Raw genomic sequence first — 20,448 nt, 5'->3', positions numbered from 1 at the left:
GCTGCTCGCCGCCGCGTCCGCGGCCATCGGATCAACTAGGTTGGTGGGGCAGCGGGGCACGCAGGCAGGTACGAGAAGAAGTGGGCTGAAGATGAACGCAACCCGGCTCAACCGGACGCCCGAATGGGCCGCTCTCACCAAGCACCGTGAGCAGCTGGCCGACACACATCTGCGGGAACTGTTCGCCGCCGATGCCGAGCGCGGCAGCCGGTACACCCTCCAGGTCGGCGACCTCTACCTCGACTACTCCAAGCAGCGGGTGACCGACGAGACGCTGGCGCTGCTGCGGGACCTGGCGGCGGCCACCGATGTGGCGGGGCTGCGGGACGCCATGTTCCGCGGCGAGAAGATCAACATCACCGAGAACCGGGCGGTGCTGCACACCGCGCTGCGCGCCCCCCGTGACGCCGTCATCGAGGTCGACGGCGAGAACGTGGTCCCCGCGGTGCACGCCGTGCTCGACAAGATGAGCGCCTTCTCCGAGCGGATCCGCTCGGGCGGCTGGACCGGTCACACCGGAAAGCCCATCAAGAACGTCGTCAACATCGGTATCGGCGGCTCCGATCTGGGCCCGGCGATGGCCTATGAGGCACTGCGCTCCTACACCGCACGGGACCTGACGCTCCGTTTCGTCTCCAACGTCGACGGAGCCGATCTCCACGAGGCGGTGCGCGACCTCGACCCCGCCGAGACGCTGTTCATCATCGCGTCCAAGACGTTCACCACCGTCGAGACCATCACCAACGCCACGTCCGCCCGCGACTGGCTGCTCACCGGCCTCGGCGCCGGCCAGGACGCCGTCGCCAAGCACTTCGTGGCGCTGTCGACCAACGCCGGCAAGGTCTCCGAGTTCGGCATCGACACGGCCAACATGTTCGAGTTCTGGGACTGGGTCGGCGGCCGCTACTCGTACGACTCGGCCATCGGACTCTCGCTGATGATCGCCATCGGCCCGGACCGGTTCCGCGAGATGCTCGACGGATTCCACCTCGTCGACGAGCACTTCCGCACGGCGCCGCCGGAGGAGAACGCGCCGATGCTGCTCGGCCTCCTCGGCATCTGGTACGACAACTTCTTCGACGCCCAGTCGCACGCGGTGCTGCCCTACTCGCACTACCTGAGCAGGTTCACGGCGTATCTGCAGCAGCTGGACATGGAGTCCAACGGCAAGTCCGTCGACCGCGAGGGCAACCGGGTCGACTGGCAGACCGGGCCCGTCGTCTGGGGCACCCCCGGCACCAACGGGCAGCACGCGTACTACCAGTTGATCCACCAGGGCACCAAGCTCATCCCCGCCGACTTCATCGGCTTCGCCGAGCCGGTCGGGGACCTGCTGCCCGGGCTCGTGCCCCAGCACGACCTGCTGATGGCCAACTTCTTCGCCCAGACCCAGGCGCTGGCGTTCGGCAAGACCCCCGACGAGGTGCGGGCCGAGGGCGTCGCCGAGGAACTGGTGCCGCACAAGACGTTCGTGGGGAACCACCCGACCACCACGATCCTGGCGAAGCAGCTGACCCCGTCCGTCCTCGGCCAGCTCGTCGCGCTCTACGAGCACAAGGTGTTCGTCCAGGGCGCCGTCTGGAACATCGACTCCTTCGACCAGTGGGGAGTCGAGCTCGGCAAGGTCCTGGCCAAGCGGATCGAGCCCGTGCTGACCCGCACGGGGACATCGGCCGCCGACGCGGCGGACGGCGAGGACCTCGACAGCTCGACCGCCACGCTCGTGGACACGTACCGCACCCTGCGCGGCAGGTAGCCCGATGCCGGGGGAGGGGACCGTGCGGCTGCGGCCGCCGAACAACAGGGTGGACGAACGGGCCGTCGGCTGGTGGCGTGTGCAGTGCCTGCTGACGACGCTGGTGCCGGTGGCGGTGCTCGCCGTCCTCGGCGCGTTCATCGAGCCCGCCAGGGGCTGGCTGCTCACCGCGGCCGGCGCCCTGGCGGTCCTCGGCCTCGCCGGCACGGCCTTCTTCCCCTCCTGGTGGTACCGGGTCCACCGCTGGGAGGTCACGGACGAGGCGGTGTACGTCCGTACCGGTGCCCTCTGGCAGGAGTGGCGGATCGCCCCGATGTCCCGGATCCAGACCGTCGACACCGTCCGCGGACCGCTGGAGCAGGCTTTCCGGCTCGCCACCGTCACCGTCACCACGGCCTCGGCCAAGGGTGCGATCAGGATCGAGGGCCTGGACCACGAGCTCGCGGCGGAGCTGGCCGAACAGCTGACCAGGATCACCCAGGCCACGCAGGGGGACGCCACATGAGCGCCACCGGCGGGCCCGCCCGGCCCGCCGGGCAGCCCGACGACGGCTGGCGGCAGCTCGACCGGCGCACCGTCCTCGTCACGGCCGCCGTCATGGCGGGCGTGGCCGGCGGCGCCGGACTGCCCGCCCTCCTCGGCCTCGCCGGCGGCATGCCGTGGTGGCGGGCGCTCGCCTGGGTGCTCGCGGGAGCGGCCGTCCTCATCGCGGCCGGCGCGGGCGCGGACTACGTACGGTGGCGGCGCACGCGGTACCGCATCGGACCCGAGCGCGCCGAACTCCACACCGGGCTGCTGCTGATAAAGCGCCGCTCCCTGGCCCGTGAACGCATCCGCAGCGTCGATCTGACGGCCCATCCGCTGCTGCGGATACTCGGCCTGGTCAAGGTGCGGATCGGCACCGGCGAGCACACCGGCACCGGAGAATCCACGCTGGAGCTCGACCCGGTGACGAAGGCGGAGGGCGAGCGGCTGCGTCGTGAACTGCTGGCCCGTACGGCCGTGTCCGTCCCTGGAAGCCACCGGGAGGGCACGCTGGCCGTACTCGACCCGCGCTGGATCCGCTACGCGCCGGTCTCGTTCGTCGCCCCGCTGCTCGGTGGGGCGGCCGTCGGCGCGGTGATGCAGGTCAGCGAATGGTTCGGCGCTCAGGCCCGGGTCATCGACTGGATCGGCGAGCGCTTCCAGGACACGCCGCTGGTCTGGACGCTCGTCGTGCTCGTCGCCGCGGCCCTCGTCGCCGGCGTCGTCGGCGCGCTCGGCCTCTGGGTCGAGATGTGGTTCAACCACCGGCTGGAGCGGGAGCCGGGCGGCACCCTGCGGGTCCGCCGGGGACTGTTCACCACCCGCTCGATCTCCATCGAGGAGCGGCGGCTCCGGGGTGTCGAGCTCGTCGAGCCGATCGGCGTACGGCTGTGCGGGGCGGCGCGGGTGGACGCGGTCGCGACCGGTCTGGCCACGGACGAGGCGGACCAGCACGCGGACCACAAGACGCTGCTGCCGGCCGCGCCACGGGCCGTCGCCGACGAGGTCGCGGCGCTGGTGCTGCGGGAGACCGGGGCCCCGACGAGCGCGCCGCTCACCGCCCATCCGCACGCCGCCCGCGCCCGAAGGCTCCGCTGGGCGCTCGGCGCCGCGCTGCTGCCGCTCCTGGTGCTCATGCTGCTGGGGCTGCTGCTCACGGACGTCCTGCTGTACGTCGCGGCGGCCTGCGCGGTGCTGTTCCTTCCGCTCGCGGTGCTGCTGGCCCTGGACGCGTACCGGAGCCTCGGTCACGCGCTCGGCGGCGACTATCTGCTCGCCCGCTCCGGGACCGTCCGGCGCGCGACCGTCGCACTCCAGCGCGACGGGATCATCGGCTGGACTGTCAAACAGTCCTGGTTCCAGCGCCGTGCCGGGGTCCTCACCCTGACGGCGACCACGGCGGCGGGCGACGGGGCGTACTCGGTCTACGACGCCGACGAACACGAGGTCCTCGACTTCGCCTCCCGCACGGTCCCTGGCCTGCTGGAGCCGTTCCTGGAACGACCGGAACGCACCCTGTGAGAGACCTCACCGCCTCAGCGGACCGGAGCGTCTCGTTCCGCCGCGATCATGACGTGCATGACCTATGCCGATCGCCGCACCGTACTGGCCGGACTCGCAGGCGCCGCACTCAGCGCCTCCGTGCTCAACGCCTTCGCCGCCTCCCCCGCTCACGCCGCCGACCTCTACGCGTCGAACACCGATCTCTACACGAGGCTCGCCGGCAAGGAGGGAACCGACTTCGCACGGCGCTACAAGCGCCATGAGCTGTTCGACAACAGCGACAACCTGAGACAGCCCTTCAACCGCACCACGATCATGGCCATCCACGGCGGCGGCATCGAGGGGGGTACGTCCGAACTGTGCCTGGGGATCGCGGGTTACCACCCCGCCACCCTCGCCGTGCAGCCGGCGGGCGGCCCGGTCCACGACTACTGGATGTTCGAGGGCACGCGCGTGTCCGACAACGGCGAGCTGCACGTCACCTCGACACGCAACGACGACAGGTCCGCCCTGTCCATGGCCGCCTGCAGCCTCAACGTGCTGAGCCTGCACGGCTGTACGGCGGCGCAGGCCGGTGCGTCCGCGGGGGTGCCCGAGGCGGTCGTCGTCGGCGGCCTCAACGCCGACTTCAAACGGTATCTGCACGAGGAGTTCCAGGCCGCGGGGTTCCACACCATCGACGGCTCGACGGTTCCCGCTCTCGCGGGCGAGGACCCGGACAACATCTGCAACAAGACGCTGCTCGGCAAGGGCGCCCAGCTGGAGATGACCGCCGAGCTGCGCCAGAGCATGTTCGACGCCGGCCACTTCAGCAGGTCCGAGCGGCCGACCCACACCAATGCCGGCTTCGATGCCTTCGTCGGTGCCGCTCGCAAGGCCATCGCCCGTCTGGAGGACCGCCCGGACCAGGCGATCCTCTGACATGCCGAAGGCCCGGGCCGCCGGACGGGCGGGCCGGGCCTTCGGACGTGGGATGACGTGCCGTCAGGGCGAGGCCGGGGGATACAGGTCGCGCGGAAGCTGGGAGGCCGCCGCCGAGTCGAGCAGCCACAGCGTCCGCGACCTGCCGTAGGCGCCCGCCGCCGGTGCCTGGATCTCGCCTGCGCCCGAGAGGGCGATCCTCGCCGCGTTGGCCTTGTCCTCGCCGGCCGCCAGCAGCCACACCTCGCGCGCCGCGCGGATCGCCGGAAGCGTCAACGAGATACGCGTCGGTGGCGGCTTGGGCGCGCCGTGGACACCGACGACGGTGCGTTCGGTCTCCCGTACCGCCGGAAGCTCGGGGAACAGGGACGCGACATGCGTGTCCGGGCCGACACCCAGCATCAGGACGTCGAACGTGGGCACATCGCCGTGGTCCTCGGGCCCCGCCGCCCGGGCGAGTTCCTCCGCGTACGCCGCCGCGGCCGCTTCCGCGTCGGTGCCGTGGGGTCCGTCGGACGCGGGCATCGCGTGCACCCGGGACGGGTCCAGCGGGACCGAGTCCAGCAGGGCCGCACGGGCCTGGGTGACATTGCGCTCCGGGTCGCCCTCGGGCAGGAAACGTTCGTCGCCCCACCACAGATCGAGCCGCGACCAGTCGATCGCGTCCCGCGCGGGCGCGGCGGCGAGCGCGGCCAGCAGGCCGTTGCCGTTGCGCCCGCCGGTGAGGACGACCGACGCGGAGCCGCGCCCGGACTGGGCGTCCACGATCTTGGTGATCAGCCGGGCCGCGGCGGCCTGAGCCATCAGCTCCTTGTCGCGATGGACGACGAGTTGAGGGGCGCTCACTTCGTGGCCGCCTTCTTGGCCGGGGCCCTGCTCGCGGTCTTCTTCGCCGCCGGGGCGGACGCGGTCTCGGCCGACTCGTCGTTCAGCCGGTCCACGCCGTAGCGCAGCGCCGAGGCGTACGTGTCGTCAGGGTCGAGCCGCCGCAGCTCCTCCGCGATCAGCTCGGCCGTCTCCCGGCGCTTCAGCGCCACCGCGCGGTCCGGCTGGCCCTGGATGGACAGCGTCGCGAGCGAGCCGTCCGCCCGGTCCAGCACGATCGGGCCGTTGCCCGTCTGGAGCCGTACGGCCGTGAGGCCGGGACCGGCCGACACCGAGCGCTTCACCGGTACCTTCAGCCGGTCGGCGAGCCACATGGCGAGCAGCTCGCAGCTCGGGTTGAACTCCTCGCCCTCCACCTCGGCCGAGGTGGCCTGCCACGGCACCTGGTCCAGCGCCGCCGCGAGCATCGAGCGCCACGGTGTGATGCGGGTCCAGGACAGATCCGTGTCGCCCGGGGCGTAGGCGTCGGCGCGGGCCGTCAGCTCGGCGATCGGCCGCTCGCAGGCGTAGGTGTCGGTCACCCGCCGCTGGGCCAGCGCGCCCAGCGGGTCGGCGGCCGGGTCCACCGGAGCGGTCACCGGCCACCACACCACGACCGGGGCGTCCGGCAGCAGCAGCGGCAGCACCACCGACTGGGCGTGGTCGGTGACCTCGCCGTACAGCCGCAGCACCACCGTCTCGCCGGTGCCGGCGTCCGCGCCGACCCGCACCTCGGCGTCGAGGCGCGCCTTCGCCCGGTCGCGCGGCGAGCGCGAGACCCGCTTGATGACGACGAGCGTGCGCGAGGGGTGCTCCCGCGACGCCTCGTTCGCCGCCTTCAGCGAGTCGTAGGCGTTCTCCTCGTCCGTGACGATGACCAGGGTGAGGACCATGCCGACGGCCGGTGTGCCGATGGCCCTGCGGCCCTGCACGAGCGCCTTGTTGATCTTGCTGGAGGTGGTGTCCGTAAGATCGATCTTCATGGCCGACGCCAGCTCCGTCCGTCTCGTGCGAGCATTTCGTCCGCCTCGACCGGACCCCAGGTACCGGCCGGATACTGCGCGGGCTTGCCGTGCTTGTCCCAGAACTGCTCGATCGGGTCGAGGATCTTCCAGGACAGCTCGACCTCGGCCAGCCTCGGGAAGAGGTTGGAGTCACCGAGCAGGACGTCCAGGATCAGCCGCTCGTAGGCCTCGGGGCTGGACTCCGTGAAGGACTCGCCGTACGCGAAGTCCATCGAGACGTCCCGGACCTCCATCGACGTGCCCGGCACCTTCGAGCCGAACCGCATCGTCACGCCTTCGTCCGGCTGCACCCGGATCACCAGGGCGTTGTGCCCCAGCTCCTCGGTGGCCGTCTGGTCGAAGGGGGAGTGCGGCGCGCGCTGGAAGACGACCGCGATCTCGGTGACCCGGCGGCCGAGCCGCTTGCCCGTACGGAGATAGAAGGGGACACCCGCCCAGCGGCGGTTGTCGATCTCCAGCTTTATGGCGGCGTACGTGTCGGTCTTCGACTTCGGGTTGATGCCGTCTTCCTGGAGATAGCCGACGGCCTTCTCGCCGCCCTGCCAGCCCCCCGCGTACTGCGCGCGCACCGTGCCGGTCGCCAGGTCCTTGGGCAGCTTCACCGCGCCCAGCACCTTGGTCTTCTCCGTCGCCAGCGCGTCCGCGTCGAAGGAGGCGGGCTCCTCCATCGCGGTCAGCGCGAGCAGCTGGAGGAGGTGGTTCTGGATGACGTCACGGGCGGCGCCGATGCCGTCGTAGTAGCCCGCGCGGCCGCCGATGCCGATGTCCTCGGCCATGGTGATCTGGACATGGTCGACGTACGACCGGTTCCAGATCGGCTCGAAGAGCGTGTTGGCGAAGCGGAGCGCCATGATGTTCTGGACGGTCTCCTTGCCGAGGTAGTGGTCGATACGGAAGACCTGGTCCGGCGCGAAGACCTCGTGGACGATCGAGTTCAGCTCCATGGCGGAGGCCAGGTCGTGGCCGAAGGGCTTCTCGATGACGGCGCGCCGCCACGAGCCGTCCGTCTGGTCGGCGAGACCGTGCTTCTTGAGCTGCTTGACGACCTTGGGGAAGAACTTCGGCGGCACGGAGAGGTAGAAGGCGAAGTTGCCGCCGGTTCCCTGTGCCTGGTCGAGTTCCGTGATCGTCTTCTTGAGGTTCTCGAAGGCGTCGTCGTCGTCGAAGTCGCCCTGGACGAACCGCATTCCCTGAATGAGCTGCTGCCAGACCTCCTCGCGGAAGGGGGTGCGGGCGTGCTCCTTCACGGCGTCATGGACCTCCTGCGTGAAGTCCTGGTCGTCCCATTCGCGGCGGGCGAATCCGACGAGCGAGAAGCCCGGTGGCAGCAGCCCGCGATTAGCGAGGTCGTAAACAGCGGGCATCAACTTTTTACGTGACAAATCGCCCGTAACGCCGAAGATCACCAGGCCCGACGGCCCCGCGATACGCGGGAGCCGTCGGTCCGCGGCGTCACGAAGCGGATTGGCTCCGTGTGCGGAAGTCAAGGTGCTCAGCCCTCCGAGGGAGCGAGGCGATCGAGCTCCGCCTGCGTCGACTTGAGCAGATCGTTCCAGGACGCCTCGAACTTCTCGACGCCCTCGTCCTCCAGCAGCTGCACGACGTCCGCGTAGGAGATCCCGAGCTTCTCGACGGCGTCGAGCTCGGCGCGCGCCTGCTCGTAGGTGCCGCGCACCGTGTCGCCGGTGATCTGCCCGTGGTCGGCGGTGGCCTCCAGAGTCGCCTCCGGCATGGTGTTGACCGTGCCCGGGGCGACCAGATCGACCACGTACATCGTGTCCTTGTACGCCGGGTCCTTGACGCCCGTCGAGGCCCACAGCGGACGCTGCTTGTTGGCCTGCGCCTTGTCCAGCGCGGCCCAGCGGTCCGAGGAGAAGACCTCCTCGTACGCCTGGTAGGCGAGACGCGCGTTGGCGAGCGCCGCCTTGCCGCGCAGCTCCTTCGCCTCGTCCGTGCCCAGCGCGTCCAGCCGCTTGTCGATCTCGGTGTCCACACGGGACACGAAGAACGACGCCACCGAACGGATCTTGGACAGGTCGAGGCCCGCGGCCTTGGCCTTCTCCAGGCCCGCCAGGTAGGCGTCCATGACCTCGCGGTAGCGCTCCAGCGAGAAGATCAGCGTGACGTTGACACTGATACCGAGGCCGATGACCTCGGTGATCGCCGGCAGACCGGCCTTCGTCGCCGGGATCTTGATGAACGTGTTCGGCCGGTCCACCAGCCAGGCCAGCTGCTTGGCCTCGGCGATGGTCGCCGTCGTGTTGTGCGCGAGACGCGGGTCGACCTCGATCGACACCCGGCCGTCCTGGCCGCCCGTCGTGTCGAAGACCGGACGCAGCACGTCGGCGGCGTCCCGTACGTCCGCCGTCGTGATCATGCGGATGGCTTCCTCGACGGTCAGCCTGCGGGCGGCGAGGTCGGCGAGCTGCTGCTCGTAGCCGTCACCGGACGAGATGGCCTTCTGGAAGATCGACGGGTTGGTCGTGACACCCACGACGTGCTGCTGGTCGATCAGCTCCGCCAGGTTGCCGGACGTGATCCGCTTGCGCGACAGGTCGTCGAGCCAGATCGCGACGCCTTCGTCGGAGAGGCGCTTGAGTGCGTCTGTCATGAGAGTTGCATCTCCTACTAGTCGTGTACCGGCGTCAGCGCGCGGCGGCATCGATCGATTCCCGTGCCGCGGCGGCCACGTTCTCGGGGGTGAACCCGAACTCACGGAACAGCACCTTGCCGTCGGCCGACGCACCGAAGTGCTCCAGCGAGACGATCCGGCCGGCGTCACCGACGTAGCGGTACCAGGTAAGACCGATACCCGCCTCGACCGCCACCCGGGCCTTCACCGAAGGCGGCAGCACGCTGTCCTTGTACGCCTTGTCCTGCTCCTCGAACCACTCGACGGACGGCATCGAGACGACCCGGGCCGGGATGCCGTCGGCCTGCAGCTGCTCACGGGCCTCGACGGCCAGGTGGACCTCGGAGCCCGTGCCGATCAGTACGACCTGCGCCTCCGTGCTCTGCCCATCGGGCCCTTCGGCCTCGAAGAGGACGTAACCACCCTTGGCCGCGTCGTCGTTGGGCTCGTACGTCGGCACGCCCTGACGGGTCAGCGCCAGACCGTGCGGGGCGCCCACACCGAACTTCTTCGTGTAGCGCCGGAGGATCTCGCGCCACGCGATCGCGGTCTCGTTGGCGTCGGCCGGGCGCACGACGTTCAGACCCGGGATGGCGCGCAGCGAGGCCAGGTGCTCCACCGGCTGGTGGGTCGGGCCGTCCTCGCCGAGACCGATCGAGTCGTGCGTCCAGACGTACGTCACCGGCAGGTGCATCAGCGCGGACAGCCGGACCGCGTTGCGCATGTAGTCGGAGAAGACCAGGAACGTGCCGCCGTAGACACGGGTGTTGCCGTGCAGCGTGATGCCGTTCAGCACCGCGGCCATGGCGTGCTCGCGGATGCCGAAGTGGATCGTGCGGCCGTACGGGTCGGCCTCCGGCAGCGGGTTGCCCTCGGGCAGGAACGACGACGTCTTGTCGATCGTCGTGTTGTTCGAGCCGGCGAGGTCGGCGGAGCCGCCCCACAGCTCGGGAACGACCGCGCCCAGCGCCTGCAGCACCTTGCCGGAGGCGGCGCGGGTGGCCAGACCCTTGCCGGTCTCGAAGACGGGGAGCTTCTCCTCCCAGCCGGCCGGCAGCTCGGTCGAGCGGATCCGGTCGAACTCGGCGGCCCGCTCCGGGTTGGTGCCCCGCCACTCGGCGAACGCCTTCTCCCACTCGTCCCGGTCCGTACGACCGCGGTCCAGGGCCTTGCGGGTGTGCCCGATGACCTCGTCGGAGACCTCGAAGGACTGCTCCGGGTCGAAGCCGAGGACGCGCTTGGTCGCCGCGACCTCGTCGTCACCCAGCGCCGAGCCGTGCGCGGCCTCGGTGTTCTGCGCGTGCGGCGCGGGCCAGGCGATGATCGACCGGGCCGCGATGAAGGAGGGGCGCTCGGTCTCGGCGCGCGCCGCCTGCAGTGCCTCGTACAGACCCACCGGGTCCAGGTCGCCGTTCGGCAGCTGCGCCACGCGCTGGACGTGCCAGCCGTAGGCCTCGTACCGCTTCAGCGTGTCCTCGGAGACGGCGGTCTCGGTGTCGCCCTCGATCGAGATGTGGTTGTCGTCCCACAGCAGCACCAGGTTGCCGAGCTTCTGGTGACCGGCCAGCGAGGACGCCTCGGCCGAGATGCCCTCCTGGAGGCAGCCGTCACCGGCGATGCACCAGATGGTGTGGTCGAACGGGGAGGTGCCGGGCTCGGCCTCCGGGTCGAACAGGCCGCGCTCGTAGCGGGCGGCCATGGCCATGCCGACGGCGTTGGCGACACCCTGGCCCAGCGGGCCGGTCGTCGTCTCGACGCCCGTCGTGTGGCCGTACTCCGGGTGGCCCGGCGTCTTCGAGCCCCAGGTGCGGAACGACTTGAGGTCGTCCAGCTCCAGGCCGTAGCCGGCCAGGTAGAGCTGGATGTAGAGCGTCAGGCTCGAGTGACCCGCGGAGAGCACGAACCGGTCACGGCCGGTCCAGTCCGCGTCGGCGGGGTCGTGCCGCATCAGTTTCTGGAAGAGGACGTACGCCGCGGGGGCCAGGCTCATGGCCGTACCCGGATGGCCGTTGCCGACCTTCTGTACGGCGTCAGCGGCAAGGACACGGACGGTGTCCACGGCCCGCTGGTCCAATGCGGTCCACTCGAGGTCTGTGGTGGTCGGCTTGGTGCTCACCCTGAGTCAGGGCTCCTCTCCACATGTTCGGGTCCCGGTGACGAGGGGTGTACCGGGCGCTGTCGAGCCTACCCTCGCAGCAGCCTGCGTCCTTTCGGGTGCACGTCTCTCCGATCGGACACATCAACCAGCCTGCGGGCACGGGCCCGACTTCGCCTCTCGTCGGTGCTTTCGCGGGTGATTACGCATGGCACCGCGGCACCGCTCAACACGACCCACCCCCGCGAAGATCGGCATGCGGCCAACGTCTAGAGTGGCGTGGTACGCGCAAGTCTTCACCGAGGATTCGCCCCCATCGCCCTCCGGGCACGGGAGATGCCCTCTCGGAGGAGCTTGCTGGGATTTCTCTGTCAGGGGTGTGCGTGACGGCCGTCGAGTCCCGACCCGCAGGGGTCGTCTTGACTCCCAGCCCGGGGGGCCACCGGCCGTTCGGGGCCCGCGTCAAGGCATTCGTGGCGCTGACGAAGCCGCGGATCATCGAGCTGCTGCTCATCACCACCGTACCGGTGATGTTCCTGGCGGCGCAGGGTGTGCCGGACCTCTGGCTGGTCGTCGCCACCTGCGTCGGCGGGTACCTCTCCGCCGGCGGCGCGAACGCGCTCAACATGTACATCGACCGCGACATCGACGCGCTGATGGACCGCACCGCTCAGCGGCCCCTGGTCACCGGCATGGTGTCGCCGCGCGAGGGCCTGGTCTTCGGCCTCGCTCTCGCGGTGGTCTCCACCCTCTGGTTCGGACTGCTCGTCAACTGGCTGTCCGGGGCGCTCGCGCTCGGCGCGCTCCTCTTCTACGTCGTCGTCTACACGATGCTGCTGAAGCGGCGCACCGCGCAGAACATCGTGTGGGGCGGGATCGCCGGCTGTATGCCGGTGCTCATCGGCTGGTCCGCCGTCACCAACTCGGTGTCGTGGGCGGCGGTCATCCTCTTCCTCGTCATCTTCTTCTGGACGCCGCCGCACTACTGGCCGCTGTCGATGAAGGTGAAGGAGGACTACGCGCGGGTCGGTGTGCCGATGCTGCCCGTCGTCGCCTCCAACAGGGTCGTCGCCCGCCAGATCGTCCTCTACAGCTGGGTGATGGTCGCGGTCTCGCTGCTGCTGACGCCGCTCGGCTACACCGGCTGGTTCTACACGGCGGTGGCGCTGGTGACCGGCGGCTGGTGGCTCTGGGAGGCGCATGCGCTGCAGAGCCGCGCGAAGGCCGGGGCGGCGGGCGGCAAGCTCAAGGAGATGCGGCTCTTCCACTGGTCGATCACGTACGTCTCGCTGCTGTTCGTGGCCGTCGCGGTGGACCCGTTCCTGCGCTGACCCACTCCGCCCGCCCGCGGCGTGGCCCAGGCCACGTGGCCCGACGGTCGCCAGTGGATCTACCCGCGAGTAGCATCCTGGTCATGGCAGACACGCAGGTTGACGAGAAGCAGGCGAGGCAGTCCGCGAAGGCCGAGCGCAAGGCGGCGAAGCTCGCCAAGCAGATCGGCGCCTTCGCCAAGGCGCACGGCGGCGCCGAGGGCCAGCTCGCGTACATCGGCCAGATGGGCACCCGCATCGTGCTCGTCGGCGAGGACGGCGGCTGGGGCGACCTGGTGGCACCGACCCACGACATCGCGGTCAGCGCGGCCGAGAAGTCCGGCATCACGCTGCACGAGTCGTTCGACGGCGACTTCGCGCTGAAGGTCCGCACCGGACCGTACGAGTGGACGCGCATGGCAGGCATCCAGGTGGGCGGCCCCTCGAACGGCTGACGGCCATCGCCGGAGGGGCCGGAGAACCGGCCCGTCCGGCGGCCGCGGGCCGTGCGGGGGCGGGGTGCGAAGCCCGCCGCGTCAGCACAGACGCATCGAGGGCAACACCTCAGGCGGGGCTCACCCGTTAGGACGTGTGGAACGATGTCCACCGCTGGGAGCCCCCGGATGATCGACACGCCGTCGTTGGTGGATCAGTACTGCCACGGCGTCCTCCGCACGGAGCTGGGCCTCGGCACCTTCGAGGCCCACCTCGGCAGGACCGCCGGGCCCCCCGCGCCCGGCACCACCTTCTTCGACACCCAGACCGGCTTCGCCGTACGACGCTGGTGTCCGCCGCTGCTCGGTCTGGAACCGCACTGCCCGCCGGCGCACTATCTCGCACGGCGCAGGGAGCTCGGCGTCCTGGAATCCGGCAGGCGGCTGCTGCGGGCCACCGGGATCTCCACCTACCTGGTGGACACCGGACTGCCCGGAGACCTCACCGGACCGCCCGAGATCGCCGCCGCGGGCATGGCCGACGCCCATGAGATCGTCCGCCTCGAGCTGCTCGCCGAACAGGTCGCCGACACCTCCGGCACCGTCGACGGATTCCTCGCCAACCTCGCGGAAGCCGTGCACGGCGCCGCCGGATCGGCCGTCGCCTTCGCCTCCATGGCGGGGGCACGGCACGGGACGGCCCTCGCGCCCGAGCCGCCCGGCCCCGGCGAGGTGCGCGGCGCCACCGGGCGCTGGCTGGCCGGACGCCCCGTCGGCGGCCCGCTCGACGACCCCGTACTGCTGCGTCATCTGCTCTGGATCGCCGTGGCCTCGGGCCGGCCGCTGCAACTGCACGTCGGGGTGGGCGATCCGCTGCTGCTGACCGACTTCGCGGCGGCCACCGCCGGCCTCGGCACCGATCTCGTGCTGCTGCACGGCTACCCGTACCACCGGCACGCCGCGCATCTGGCGAGCGTCTTCCCGCATGTGTACGCGGACGTCGGACCCGCGCTCGCCCATACGGGGGCGGGGGCCGCGGCCGTCCTCGCGGAGATCCTGGAGCACGCCCCGTTCGGGAAGCTGCTGTTCTCCAGCGGTGCCCGGGGGCTGCCCGAGCTCCACGTGGTCGGGGCGCAGACCTTCCGGGAGGCGCTGGGGCGGGTGCTCAGCGGCTGGGTGGCGGACGGCGCCTGGTGCCGCACGGACGCCGAGCGGGTCGCCGGGATGATCGCGGCGGACAACGCCCGCCGCGTCTACCGGCTCACGTGCTGAGGGCGGCCCGGGTCGGGCCGGCGCCGGCGCGGCGTGCCGAGGGCCCGGTCAGGCCGACGCCAGCTCGGCGTCCTGCCGGTCCGGGGCGTCCGTCGCGGGGAGCGGCCGCTCGCGCAGGCTCAGCGCCAGCCGGAGCACGGCGATCCACATCAGCGAGGAGCCGAGCATATGGGCGCCGACCAGCACCTCGGGCACGTCCGTGAAGAACTGCGTGTAGCCGATGGCGCCCTGGGCGACCAGGACGAGCAGCAGCTCCCGGGCGCGCGCCCGGGTGTCGTCGGGCGCGTCCACGACCCGCAGCGCCAGCCACATCGCCACGGCGAGCACGCACACCAGCCAGGCCAGCGCGGCATGCACATGCGCCGCGTCCACCCAGTCGAACGGCATCCGCGGTACGTCGCTGCTGTCGCCCGCGTGCTTGCCGGAGCCGGTCACGACCGTGCCCAACGCGATCAGCACCCCGGCGGCGGAGGCCAGCGCCCAGGCCAGCTTCCGCACCGGGCGCGGCACCCGGGGCCGTGGCGCGCCGTCCCCCTCGCCCGCCCGGACCCAGGTGACCACGGCGACCGTGAGCAGCAGGTTGGCGGCGAGGAAGTGCCCGGCCACCGTCCACGGGTTGAGGCCAGCCCACACCGTGATCCCGCCGAGGACGGCGTTGCTCATCACGACCCAGAACTGCGCCCAGCCGAGCCGGGAGAGCCCGCGCCGCCACGGCTTGGTGGCACGCGCCGCGATGATCGCCCAGCCGACGGCCGCCGACAGGACGTACGTCAGCATCCGGTTGCCGAACTCGATGGCACCGTGGATGCCCTGCTCGGGCGTGGCGAAGAGGCTGTCGTCCGTGCACTTGGGCCAGGTGTCGCAGCCGAGACCGGAACCGGTCAGCCGGACCGCGCCACCGGTCACGATGATGACCACGCTCATCACGACGGGTGCGAGAGCGGCACGCCGGAGGGTCTTGGGGGACGGCGTCCAGCGCTGGGCGATGTAGGCGAGGGGGGTCTGCACGGCGACCATCGTAGAGGGGCGCTTGTGCACGGATTCACGTGGGTGGCCATGTCGGGACAGACCGCCCCGGGGATCACCAGGACACGGGGCCCTCGACGGTGAAGCAGCCGCCGGTCGGGCCGTCGGGGCCCGTCAGCGCCATCCGGACGATGATCTCCGCGCCCTCCTCGACGGTCTGTGTACCCGTGTGCCCGTTGAGGTCCGTCGCCGTGAATCCGGGATCCACCGCGTTGATCCGCATGCCGGGGAACGCCTTCGCGAACTGCACGGTGACCATGTTGAGCGCGGTCTTCGACGCCGGATAGGCGACGCCCGGGTACGCGTACGCCGGTGAGTCGGGAGCGGTGACACCGGTCATCGAGCCGAGGCCGCTGCTGACGTTGACCACGACCGGGGCTGCGGACCGCCGCAGCAGCGGGAGGAACGCGTGGGTGACGCGCACCACGCCGAAGACGTTCGTCTCGAAGACCCGCCGCATCATGTCGGCGGTCACGTCCGCGGCGCCGATCACGCCTCCGTCGGGCGCCCGTCCCTCGATGCCGGCGTTGTTGACCAGGACGTCCAGTCCGCCGTCGGCCTCGATCGTCTTCACCGCCGCCGCGACCGAGGCGTCGTCGGTGACGTCGAGCCGGACCGTCCTGGCGCCCAGCCGCTCGGCGGCCAGCCGCCCGCGTTCCGCGTCCCGGCTGCCGATGTAGACGGTGTGGCCCTCGGCGATGAGCCGGCGGGCGGCCTCGAAGCCCAGACCCTTGTTCGCTCCGGTGAGCAGTGTGGTCGTCATGCCTCCAGGCTCCGGCAGGGGCACGAGGGCGGCCAGTCGTCCGCCGGCGTCACTCCCAGCGGAAGAACCTCGCCGCGGCACCCAGGCCGAGAACCGCCCACGCCGCCAGGATCCCGAGGTCGCCCCACGGCATCGACGCACCGTGCTGGAGCACGTCCCGCAGCCCGTCCGAGAGCGCGGAGATCGGCAGCAGGCCGAGTACCGACTGCGCGGCCTCCGGGAACCTGTCGAGCGGGACGATCACGCCGCCGCCCACCAGCAGCAGCAGGAAGACCAGATTGGCCGCGGCGAGCGTCGCCTCGGCCTTCAGCGTGCCGGCCATCAGCAGCCCGAGACCGGAGAAGGCCGCGGTGCCGAGGACGAGCAGCAGGAGCACGGAGCCGGCGCCGCCCTGCGGGTCCCAGCCCAGCGCGAGGGCGATCAGCGTCAGCAGCACGATCTGCAGCACCTCCGTGACCAGCACGGAGAGCGTCTTCGCCGCCATCAGGGCCCAGCGCGGCAGCGGGGAGGCGCCGAGCCGCTTCAGCACGCCGTAACGGCGCTCGAAGCCGGTGGCGATGGCCTGGCCCGTGAAGGCCGTGGACATCACGGCGAGAGCGAGGACGCCGGGCGCGAGGAAGTCGACGGACCGGCCGCCGCCCCCCGTGGCCGGGACGGGCACGGTGACGATGTCGACCGTCGAGAACAGCACGAGCAGCAGCGACGGAATGATCACGGTGAGCAGCAGCTGCTCCCCGTTGCGCAGCAGCATCCTCGTCTCCAGGGCCGCCTGCGCCACGATCATCCGTGCGACGGGGGCGCCGCCCGGGTCCGGGGCGTACGTCCCCGGCACTCCAGGGGCTTCGGACGTCACGTCCGTGGTCACCTCAGCGGTCACGACCGCAGCTCCTTCCCGGTGAGCTCCAAGAAGACGTCCTCAAGGGTGTGGCGCTCCACCGAGATGCCGTCCGGCATCACGCCGTGCTGCGCGCACCAGGAGGTGACGGTGGCGAGCAGCTGGGGGTCGACCGTGCCGGTGATCCGGTAGGCACCCGGCGTCAGCTCCGCAGCGGCCGTGCCGTCCGGCAGCGCCTTGAGCAGGGAGGCCAGGTCGAGGCCGGGACGGCCGGTGAACCGCAGCGTGTTCTCCGCGCCGCCGCGGCAGAGCTGCTCGGGGCTGCCCTGGGCGACGACCCGGCCCGCGTCGATGATCGCGATGTCGTCCGCGAGCTCTTCCGCCTCGTTCATGAAGTGCGTGGTGAGGACGACCGTCACGCCGTCCGTGCGCAGTTCGCGCACCAGATCCCAGGTGGCGCGGCGGGCCTGTGGGTCGAGTCCGGCGGTGGGCTCGTCCAGAAAGACCAGTTCGGGGCGGCCGACGACGGCCATGGCGAGCGCGAGCCGCTGCTGCTGTCCGCCGGAGAGCCGCCGGTACGTCGTCCGGCCGCAGGAGCCGAGGCCGAGTCGCTCGATCAGGGCGTCCACGTCCAGCGGGCGGGCGTGCAGCTTCGCCATGTGGCGGAGCATCTCGTCGGCGCGGGCGCCGGAGTAGACGCCACCCGATTGGAGCATCACGCCGATCCTCGGGCGCAGCCGCGCGGCGTCGGCGACCGGGTCGAGGCCGAGGACGCGGACCGTGCCCGAGTCGGCGCGGCGGTAGCCCTCGCAGGTCTCGACGGTGGTGGTCTTCCCGGCGCCGTTCGGACCGAGGACGGCGGCGACCGTTCCGGCGCGGACGTCGAGGTCGAGCCCGTTCACGGCGGTCCTGGCTCCGTACCGCTTGACCAGGCTCCGTACCCGGACGGCGGACTCGTTCATCATGCGGGGCAGTCTAGGGAGGCCCGACGGCTCCCCGGGCCCCCGGGGCAGGAACCCACCCTGGGTGACCGTCCGGTTCCGGCCACCTCCGCGGCGGACAAATCGCCGGTCAGCGGGGTCGCCGGCCCGCCGGAAGCCTTCCCGCGCACGGCGGGGGACAGGGGCGGATCGATCCCATGGATGATCATTGCCGCAGGTCAGGTTAGGTTTCCCTTAGTGATGCACGGCACCGTCCGTCCGGTGGGACGCGGCTTGTCAGTCTCTCGGGAATTACGCAACAATGGTGTTGTGAAAAGCGGCGGAGCTGTTGGGGAGTCCCCTCAGGAGGAGCTCGCGACCGGGGAGCGGTCCACCCGCAACCGGGTTGCGCGGTCCATCCTGGACCACGGGCCGTCCACCGTCGCCGATCTCGCCGGGCGCCTCGGACTCACCCAGGCCGCCGTCCGCCGCCATCTCGACGCGCTGGTCTCCGACGACGTCGTCGTCGCCCGCGAGCAGCGTGTGTACGGGGCGCGCACCCGCGGCAGGCCCGCCAAGGTCTTCGCGCTGACCGACTGCGGCCGGGACGCCTTCGACCAGTCGTACGACGCCCTCGCGGTGGACGCCCTCCGCTGGATCGAGCAGAACGCGGGCGGGGAAGCCGCCGTCGCCGCGTTCGCCCGGGACCGGATGGAGGCCCAGGCTGAGGCGTATCGCGCGGCCGTGGAGGCCGTGGACGCCGAGGAGCGCACCGAGGCTCTCGCCAAGGCGTTGACCGCCGACGGGTACGCTGCTACGGCGCGTAGCGCGCCGGTGGGCGAGCAGCTGTGCCAGCACCACTGTCCCGTCGCCCATGTGGCCGAGCGGTATCCGCAGCTGTGCGAGGCGGAGACCGAGGTCTTCTCCCGCTTGCTCGGCACGCATGTGCAGCGTCTGGCCACCATCGCCCACGGCGACGGAGTGTGCACGACCTTCATCCCGAAGGCGGGCCACAGACCCGACGAGCGGGCCGGCGGCACCAGCAGGGCCGGCACGACCGACGAGACCAGCACGACCGACAAGACCACTTCGCAAGCATCTGCAAGTACGGCCGGGAGGAACCCCGCATGACTCTCCCCACGGAGACTGCCCACCCTGAGCTCGAGGGCCTGGGCAAGTACGAATACGGCTGGGCCGACTCCGACGCCGCGGGCGCCTCCGCCAAGCGCGGTCTCTCGGAGGACGTCGTCCGCGACATCTCCGAGAAGAAGTCCGAGCCCGAGTGGATGCTGAAGCTGCGTCTGAAGGGCCTGCGTCTCTTCGACAAGAAGCCCATGCCGAACTGGGGCTCCGACCTCTCCGGCATCGACTTCGACAACATCAAGTACTTCGTGCGGTCCACCGAGAAGCAGGCGGAGTCCTGGGAGGACCTCCCGGAGGACATCAAGAACACGTACGACAAGCTCGGCATCCCCGAGGCCGAGAAGCAGCGCCTCGTCGCCGGTGTCGCCGCGCAGTACGAGTCGGAGGTCGTCTACCACCAGATCCGTGAGGACCTGGAGGAGCAGGGCGTCATCTTCCTGGACACCGACACCGCGCTGAAGGAGCACCCGGAGCTCTTCAAGGAGTACTTCGGCACGGTCATCCCCGTCGGCGACAACAAGTTCGCGTCGCTGAACACCGCGGTGTGGTCCGGCGGATCCTTCATCTACGTCCCGAAGGGCGTGCACGTCGAGATCCCGCTCCAGGCCTACTTCCGGATCAACACCGAGAACATGGGCCAGTTCGAGCGGACGCTGATCATCGTCGACGAGGACGCCTACGTCCACTACGTCGAGGGCTGCACCGCCCCGATCTACTCCTCGGACTCCCTGCACAGCGCCGTGGTCGAGATCATCGTCAAGAAGGGCGCCCGCTGCCGGTACACGACCATCCAGAACTGGTCGAACAACGTCTACAACCTGGTCACCAAGCGCGCCGTGGCCTACGAGGGCGCGACCATGGAGTGGGTCGACGGCAACATCGGCTCCAAGGTGACGATGAAGTACCCGGCCGTCTACCTCATGGGCGAGCACGCCAAGGGCGAGACCCTCTCCATCGCCTTCGCGGGCGAGGGCCAGCACCAGGACGCCGGCGCCAAGATGGTCCACATGGCGCCGAACACCTCGTCGAACATCGTCTCCAAGTCGGTGGCACGCGGCGGCGGCCGTACGTCCTACCGCGGGCTGATCGAGATCGGCGAGGGCGCTCCGGGTGCGAAGTCCAACGTCCTCTGTGACGCTCTGCTCGTCGACACCATCTCCCGCTCCGACACCTACCCGTACGTCGACGTCCGCGAGGACGACGTCTCCATGGGACACGAGGCGACCGTCTCCAAGGTCTCGGACGACCAGCTCTTCTACCTGATGAGCCGCGGACTCTCCGAGGACGAGGCGATGGCGATGATCGTGCGCGGCTTCGTCGAGCCGATCGCCAAGGAGCTGCCCATGGAGTACGCGCTGGAGCTCAACCGGCTGATCGAGCTGCAGATGGAAGGCGCGGTCGGCTGACGCCGGCGGCCCGTCCGC

General features: G+C 70.7%; 18 protein-coding genes. 9 read left to right on the top strand and 9 right to left on the bottom strand.

Annotated elements, in window-relative coordinates:
• The first annotated feature begins 91 nt into the window (after positions 1–91).
• Genes pgi through OG766_RS08050 form a run of 4 tightly spaced genes read left to right on the top strand, consistent with a single transcriptional unit; the run spans position 92 to position 4,705 of the window.
• Positions 92–1,756: a glucose-6-phosphate isomerase gene (pgi, locus tag OG766_RS08065; protein ID WP_328724904.1), complete on the top strand. Its 1,665-nt coding sequence runs from the start codon at positions 92–94 to the stop codon at positions 1,754–1,756.
• Between the two features lie 4 nt (positions 1,757–1,760).
• Positions 1,761–2,261, top strand: a complete 501-nt coding sequence (locus OG766_RS08060) for a PH domain-containing protein (protein ID WP_266375058.1) — start codon at positions 1,761–1,763, stop codon at positions 2,259–2,261.
• A complete protein-coding gene (locus OG766_RS08055; protein ID WP_328724902.1) occupies positions 2,258–3,802 on the top strand; it encodes a PH domain-containing protein in 1,545 nt (514 codons plus the stop codon). The genes OG766_RS08060 and OG766_RS08055 overlap by 4 nt, the downstream gene beginning before the upstream one ends.
• A 57-nt stretch (positions 3,803–3,859) precedes the next feature.
• Positions 3,860–4,705 (top strand): poly-gamma-glutamate hydrolase family protein, encoded by an 846-nt coding sequence (locus tag OG766_RS08050; RefSeq protein ID WP_328724900.1) that lies wholly within the window; start codon positions 3,860–3,862, stop codon positions 4,703–4,705.
• Between the two features lie 63 nt (positions 4,706–4,768).
• Here OG766_RS08050 and pgl read toward each other — a convergent pair whose 3' ends face one another.
• The 5 genes from pgl to tkt are packed head-to-tail and all read right to left on the bottom strand — an operon-like array spanning position 4,769 to position 11,342.
• Positions 4,769–5,551 carry a 6-phosphogluconolactonase gene (gene pgl, locus OG766_RS08045; RefSeq protein WP_266375062.1) on the bottom strand — a complete coding sequence of 261 codons (783 nt, stop codon included), beginning with the start codon at positions 5,549–5,551 and terminating at the stop codon, positions 4,769–4,771.
• On the bottom strand, positions 5,548–6,552 hold the full coding sequence (gene opcA, locus OG766_RS08040) for a glucose-6-phosphate dehydrogenase assembly protein OpcA (RefSeq protein WP_266375063.1): 1,005 nt from the start codon (positions 6,550–6,552) through the stop codon (positions 5,548–5,550). The genes pgl and opcA overlap by 4 nt, the downstream gene beginning before the upstream one ends.
• On the bottom strand, positions 6,549–8,081 hold the full coding sequence (gene zwf / locus OG766_RS08035; protein WP_266375064.1) for a glucose-6-phosphate dehydrogenase: 1,533 nt from the start codon (positions 8,079–8,081) through the stop codon (positions 6,549–6,551). Before zwf ends, opcA begins: the two co-directional genes overlap by 4 nt.
• Before the next feature lie 5 nt (positions 8,082–8,086).
• The gene (gene tal, locus OG766_RS08030) at positions 8,087–9,205 is read right to left on the bottom strand and encodes a transaldolase (RefSeq protein ID WP_328724899.1); all 1,119 of its coding nucleotides are present in this window, start codon (positions 9,203–9,205) and stop codon (positions 8,087–8,089) included.
• Between the two features lie 34 nt (positions 9,206–9,239).
• Positions 9,240–11,342, bottom strand: coding sequence for a transketolase (tkt, locus tag OG766_RS08025; RefSeq protein WP_328724898.1), 2,103 nt, complete (start codon positions 11,340–11,342; stop codon positions 9,240–9,242).
• Between the two features lie 362 nt (positions 11,343–11,704).
• On the opposite strand from tkt, the gene OG766_RS08020 reads away from it, so the two are divergent.
• The 3 genes from OG766_RS08020 to OG766_RS08010 all read left to right on the top strand — a co-directional run bounded on the left by OG766_RS08020 (position 11,705) and on the right by OG766_RS08010 (position 14,337).
• On the top strand, positions 11,705–12,652 hold the full coding sequence (locus tag OG766_RS08020; RefSeq protein ID WP_266375068.1) for a heme o synthase: 948 nt from the start codon (positions 11,705–11,707) through the stop codon (positions 12,650–12,652).
• Between the two features lie 83 nt (positions 12,653–12,735).
• A complete protein-coding gene (locus tag OG766_RS08015) occupies positions 12,736–13,086 on the top strand; it encodes a hypothetical protein (RefSeq protein ID WP_266375069.1) in 351 nt (116 codons plus the stop codon).
• A 168-nt stretch (positions 13,087–13,254) separates the two neighbouring features.
• Positions 13,255–14,337 (top strand): amidohydrolase family protein, encoded by a 1,083-nt coding sequence (locus OG766_RS08010; protein ID WP_328724897.1) that lies wholly within the window; start codon positions 13,255–13,257, stop codon positions 14,335–14,337.
• 48 nt (positions 14,338–14,385) lie between these two features.
• Here OG766_RS08010 and OG766_RS08005 read toward each other — a convergent pair whose 3' ends face one another.
• The 4 genes from OG766_RS08005 to OG766_RS07990 form a co-directional block, all read right to left on the bottom strand.
• The gene (locus OG766_RS08005; protein ID WP_266375071.1) at positions 14,386–15,354 is read right to left on the bottom strand and encodes a COX15/CtaA family protein; all 969 of its coding nucleotides are present in this window, start codon (positions 15,352–15,354) and stop codon (positions 14,386–14,388) included.
• Positions 15,355–15,418: 64 nt separating this feature from the next.
• Positions 15,419–16,126, bottom strand: a complete 708-nt coding sequence (locus OG766_RS08000; RefSeq protein ID WP_266375072.1) for an SDR family NAD(P)-dependent oxidoreductase — start codon at positions 16,124–16,126, stop codon at positions 15,419–15,421.
• Positions 16,127–16,175: 49 nt separating this feature from the next.
• Positions 16,176–16,910: an ABC transporter permease gene (locus OG766_RS07995; protein WP_266378141.1), complete on the bottom strand. Its 735-nt coding sequence runs from the start codon at positions 16,908–16,910 to the stop codon at positions 16,176–16,178.
• An 89-nt stretch (positions 16,911–16,999) separates the two neighbouring features.
• The gene (locus tag OG766_RS07990; RefSeq protein ID WP_266375073.1) at positions 17,000–17,926 is read right to left on the bottom strand and encodes an ABC transporter ATP-binding protein; all 927 of its coding nucleotides are present in this window, start codon (positions 17,924–17,926) and stop codon (positions 17,000–17,002) included.
• 285 nt (positions 17,927–18,211) lie between these two features.
• Here OG766_RS07990 and OG766_RS07985 point away from each other — a divergent pair, with 285 nt between their 5' ends.
• Both OG766_RS07985 and sufB read left to right on the top strand, forming a co-directional pair.
• Positions 18,212–19,012, top strand: coding sequence for a helix-turn-helix transcriptional regulator (locus OG766_RS07985; protein ID WP_266375074.1), 801 nt, complete (start codon positions 18,212–18,214; stop codon positions 19,010–19,012).
• Positions 19,009–20,430 (top strand): Fe-S cluster assembly protein SufB, encoded by a 1,422-nt coding sequence (sufB, locus tag OG766_RS07980; RefSeq protein ID WP_266375075.1) that lies wholly within the window; start codon positions 19,009–19,011, stop codon positions 20,428–20,430. Before OG766_RS07985 ends, sufB begins: the two co-directional genes overlap by 4 nt.
• The last annotated feature ends 18 nt before the right edge of the window (positions 20,431–20,448 follow it).

The sequence above is a fragment of the Streptomyces sp. NBC_00259 genome, from assembly GCF_036181745.1.
GTDB lineage: Bacteria > Actinomycetota > Actinomycetes > Streptomycetales > Streptomycetaceae > Streptomyces > Streptomyces pratisoli.
This window is presented reverse-complemented; position numbering and strand designations above follow the sequence as displayed.

Coding starts and splice junctions, on each gene's coding strand:
- OG766_RS08015 (WP_266375069.1), top strand. CDS start 12,736: ATGGCAGACACGCAGGTTGACGAGAAGCAGGCGAGGCAGTCCGCGAAG.
- pgi (WP_328724904.1), top strand. CDS start 92: ATGAACGCAACCCGGCTCAACCGGACGCCCGAATGGGCCGCTCTCACC.
- OG766_RS08055 (WP_328724902.1), top strand. CDS start 2,258: ATGAGCGCCACCGGCGGGCCCGCCCGGCCCGCCGGGCAGCCCGACGAC.
- OG766_RS08050 (WP_328724900.1), top strand. CDS start 3,860: ATGACCTATGCCGATCGCCGCACCGTACTGGCCGGACTCGCAGGCGCC.
- OG766_RS07995 (WP_266378141.1), bottom strand. CDS start 16,910: ATGATCGTGGCGCAGGCGGCCCTGGAGACGAGGATGCTGCTGCGCAAC.
- sufB (WP_266375075.1), top strand. CDS start 19,009: ATGACTCTCCCCACGGAGACTGCCCACCCTGAGCTCGAGGGCCTGGGC.
- OG766_RS08010 (WP_328724897.1), top strand. CDS start 13,255: ATGATCGACACGCCGTCGTTGGTGGATCAGTACTGCCACGGCGTCCTC.
- OG766_RS07990 (WP_266375073.1), bottom strand. CDS start 17,926: ATGATGAACGAGTCCGCCGTCCGGGTACGGAGCCTGGTCAAGCGGTAC.
- OG766_RS08005 (WP_266375071.1), bottom strand. CDS start 15,354: ATGGTCGCCGTGCAGACCCCCCTCGCCTACATCGCCCAGCGCTGGACG.
- OG766_RS08000 (WP_266375072.1), bottom strand. CDS start 16,126: ATGACGACCACACTGCTCACCGGAGCGAACAAGGGTCTGGGCTTCGAG.
- opcA (WP_266375063.1), bottom strand. CDS start 6,552: ATGAAGATCGATCTTACGGACACCACCTCCAGCAAGATCAACAAGGCG.
- tal (WP_328724899.1), bottom strand. CDS start 9,205: ATGACAGACGCACTCAAGCGCCTCTCCGACGAAGGCGTCGCGATCTGG.
- OG766_RS08060 (WP_266375058.1), top strand. CDS start 1,761: ATGCCGGGGGAGGGGACCGTGCGGCTGCGGCCGCCGAACAACAGGGTG.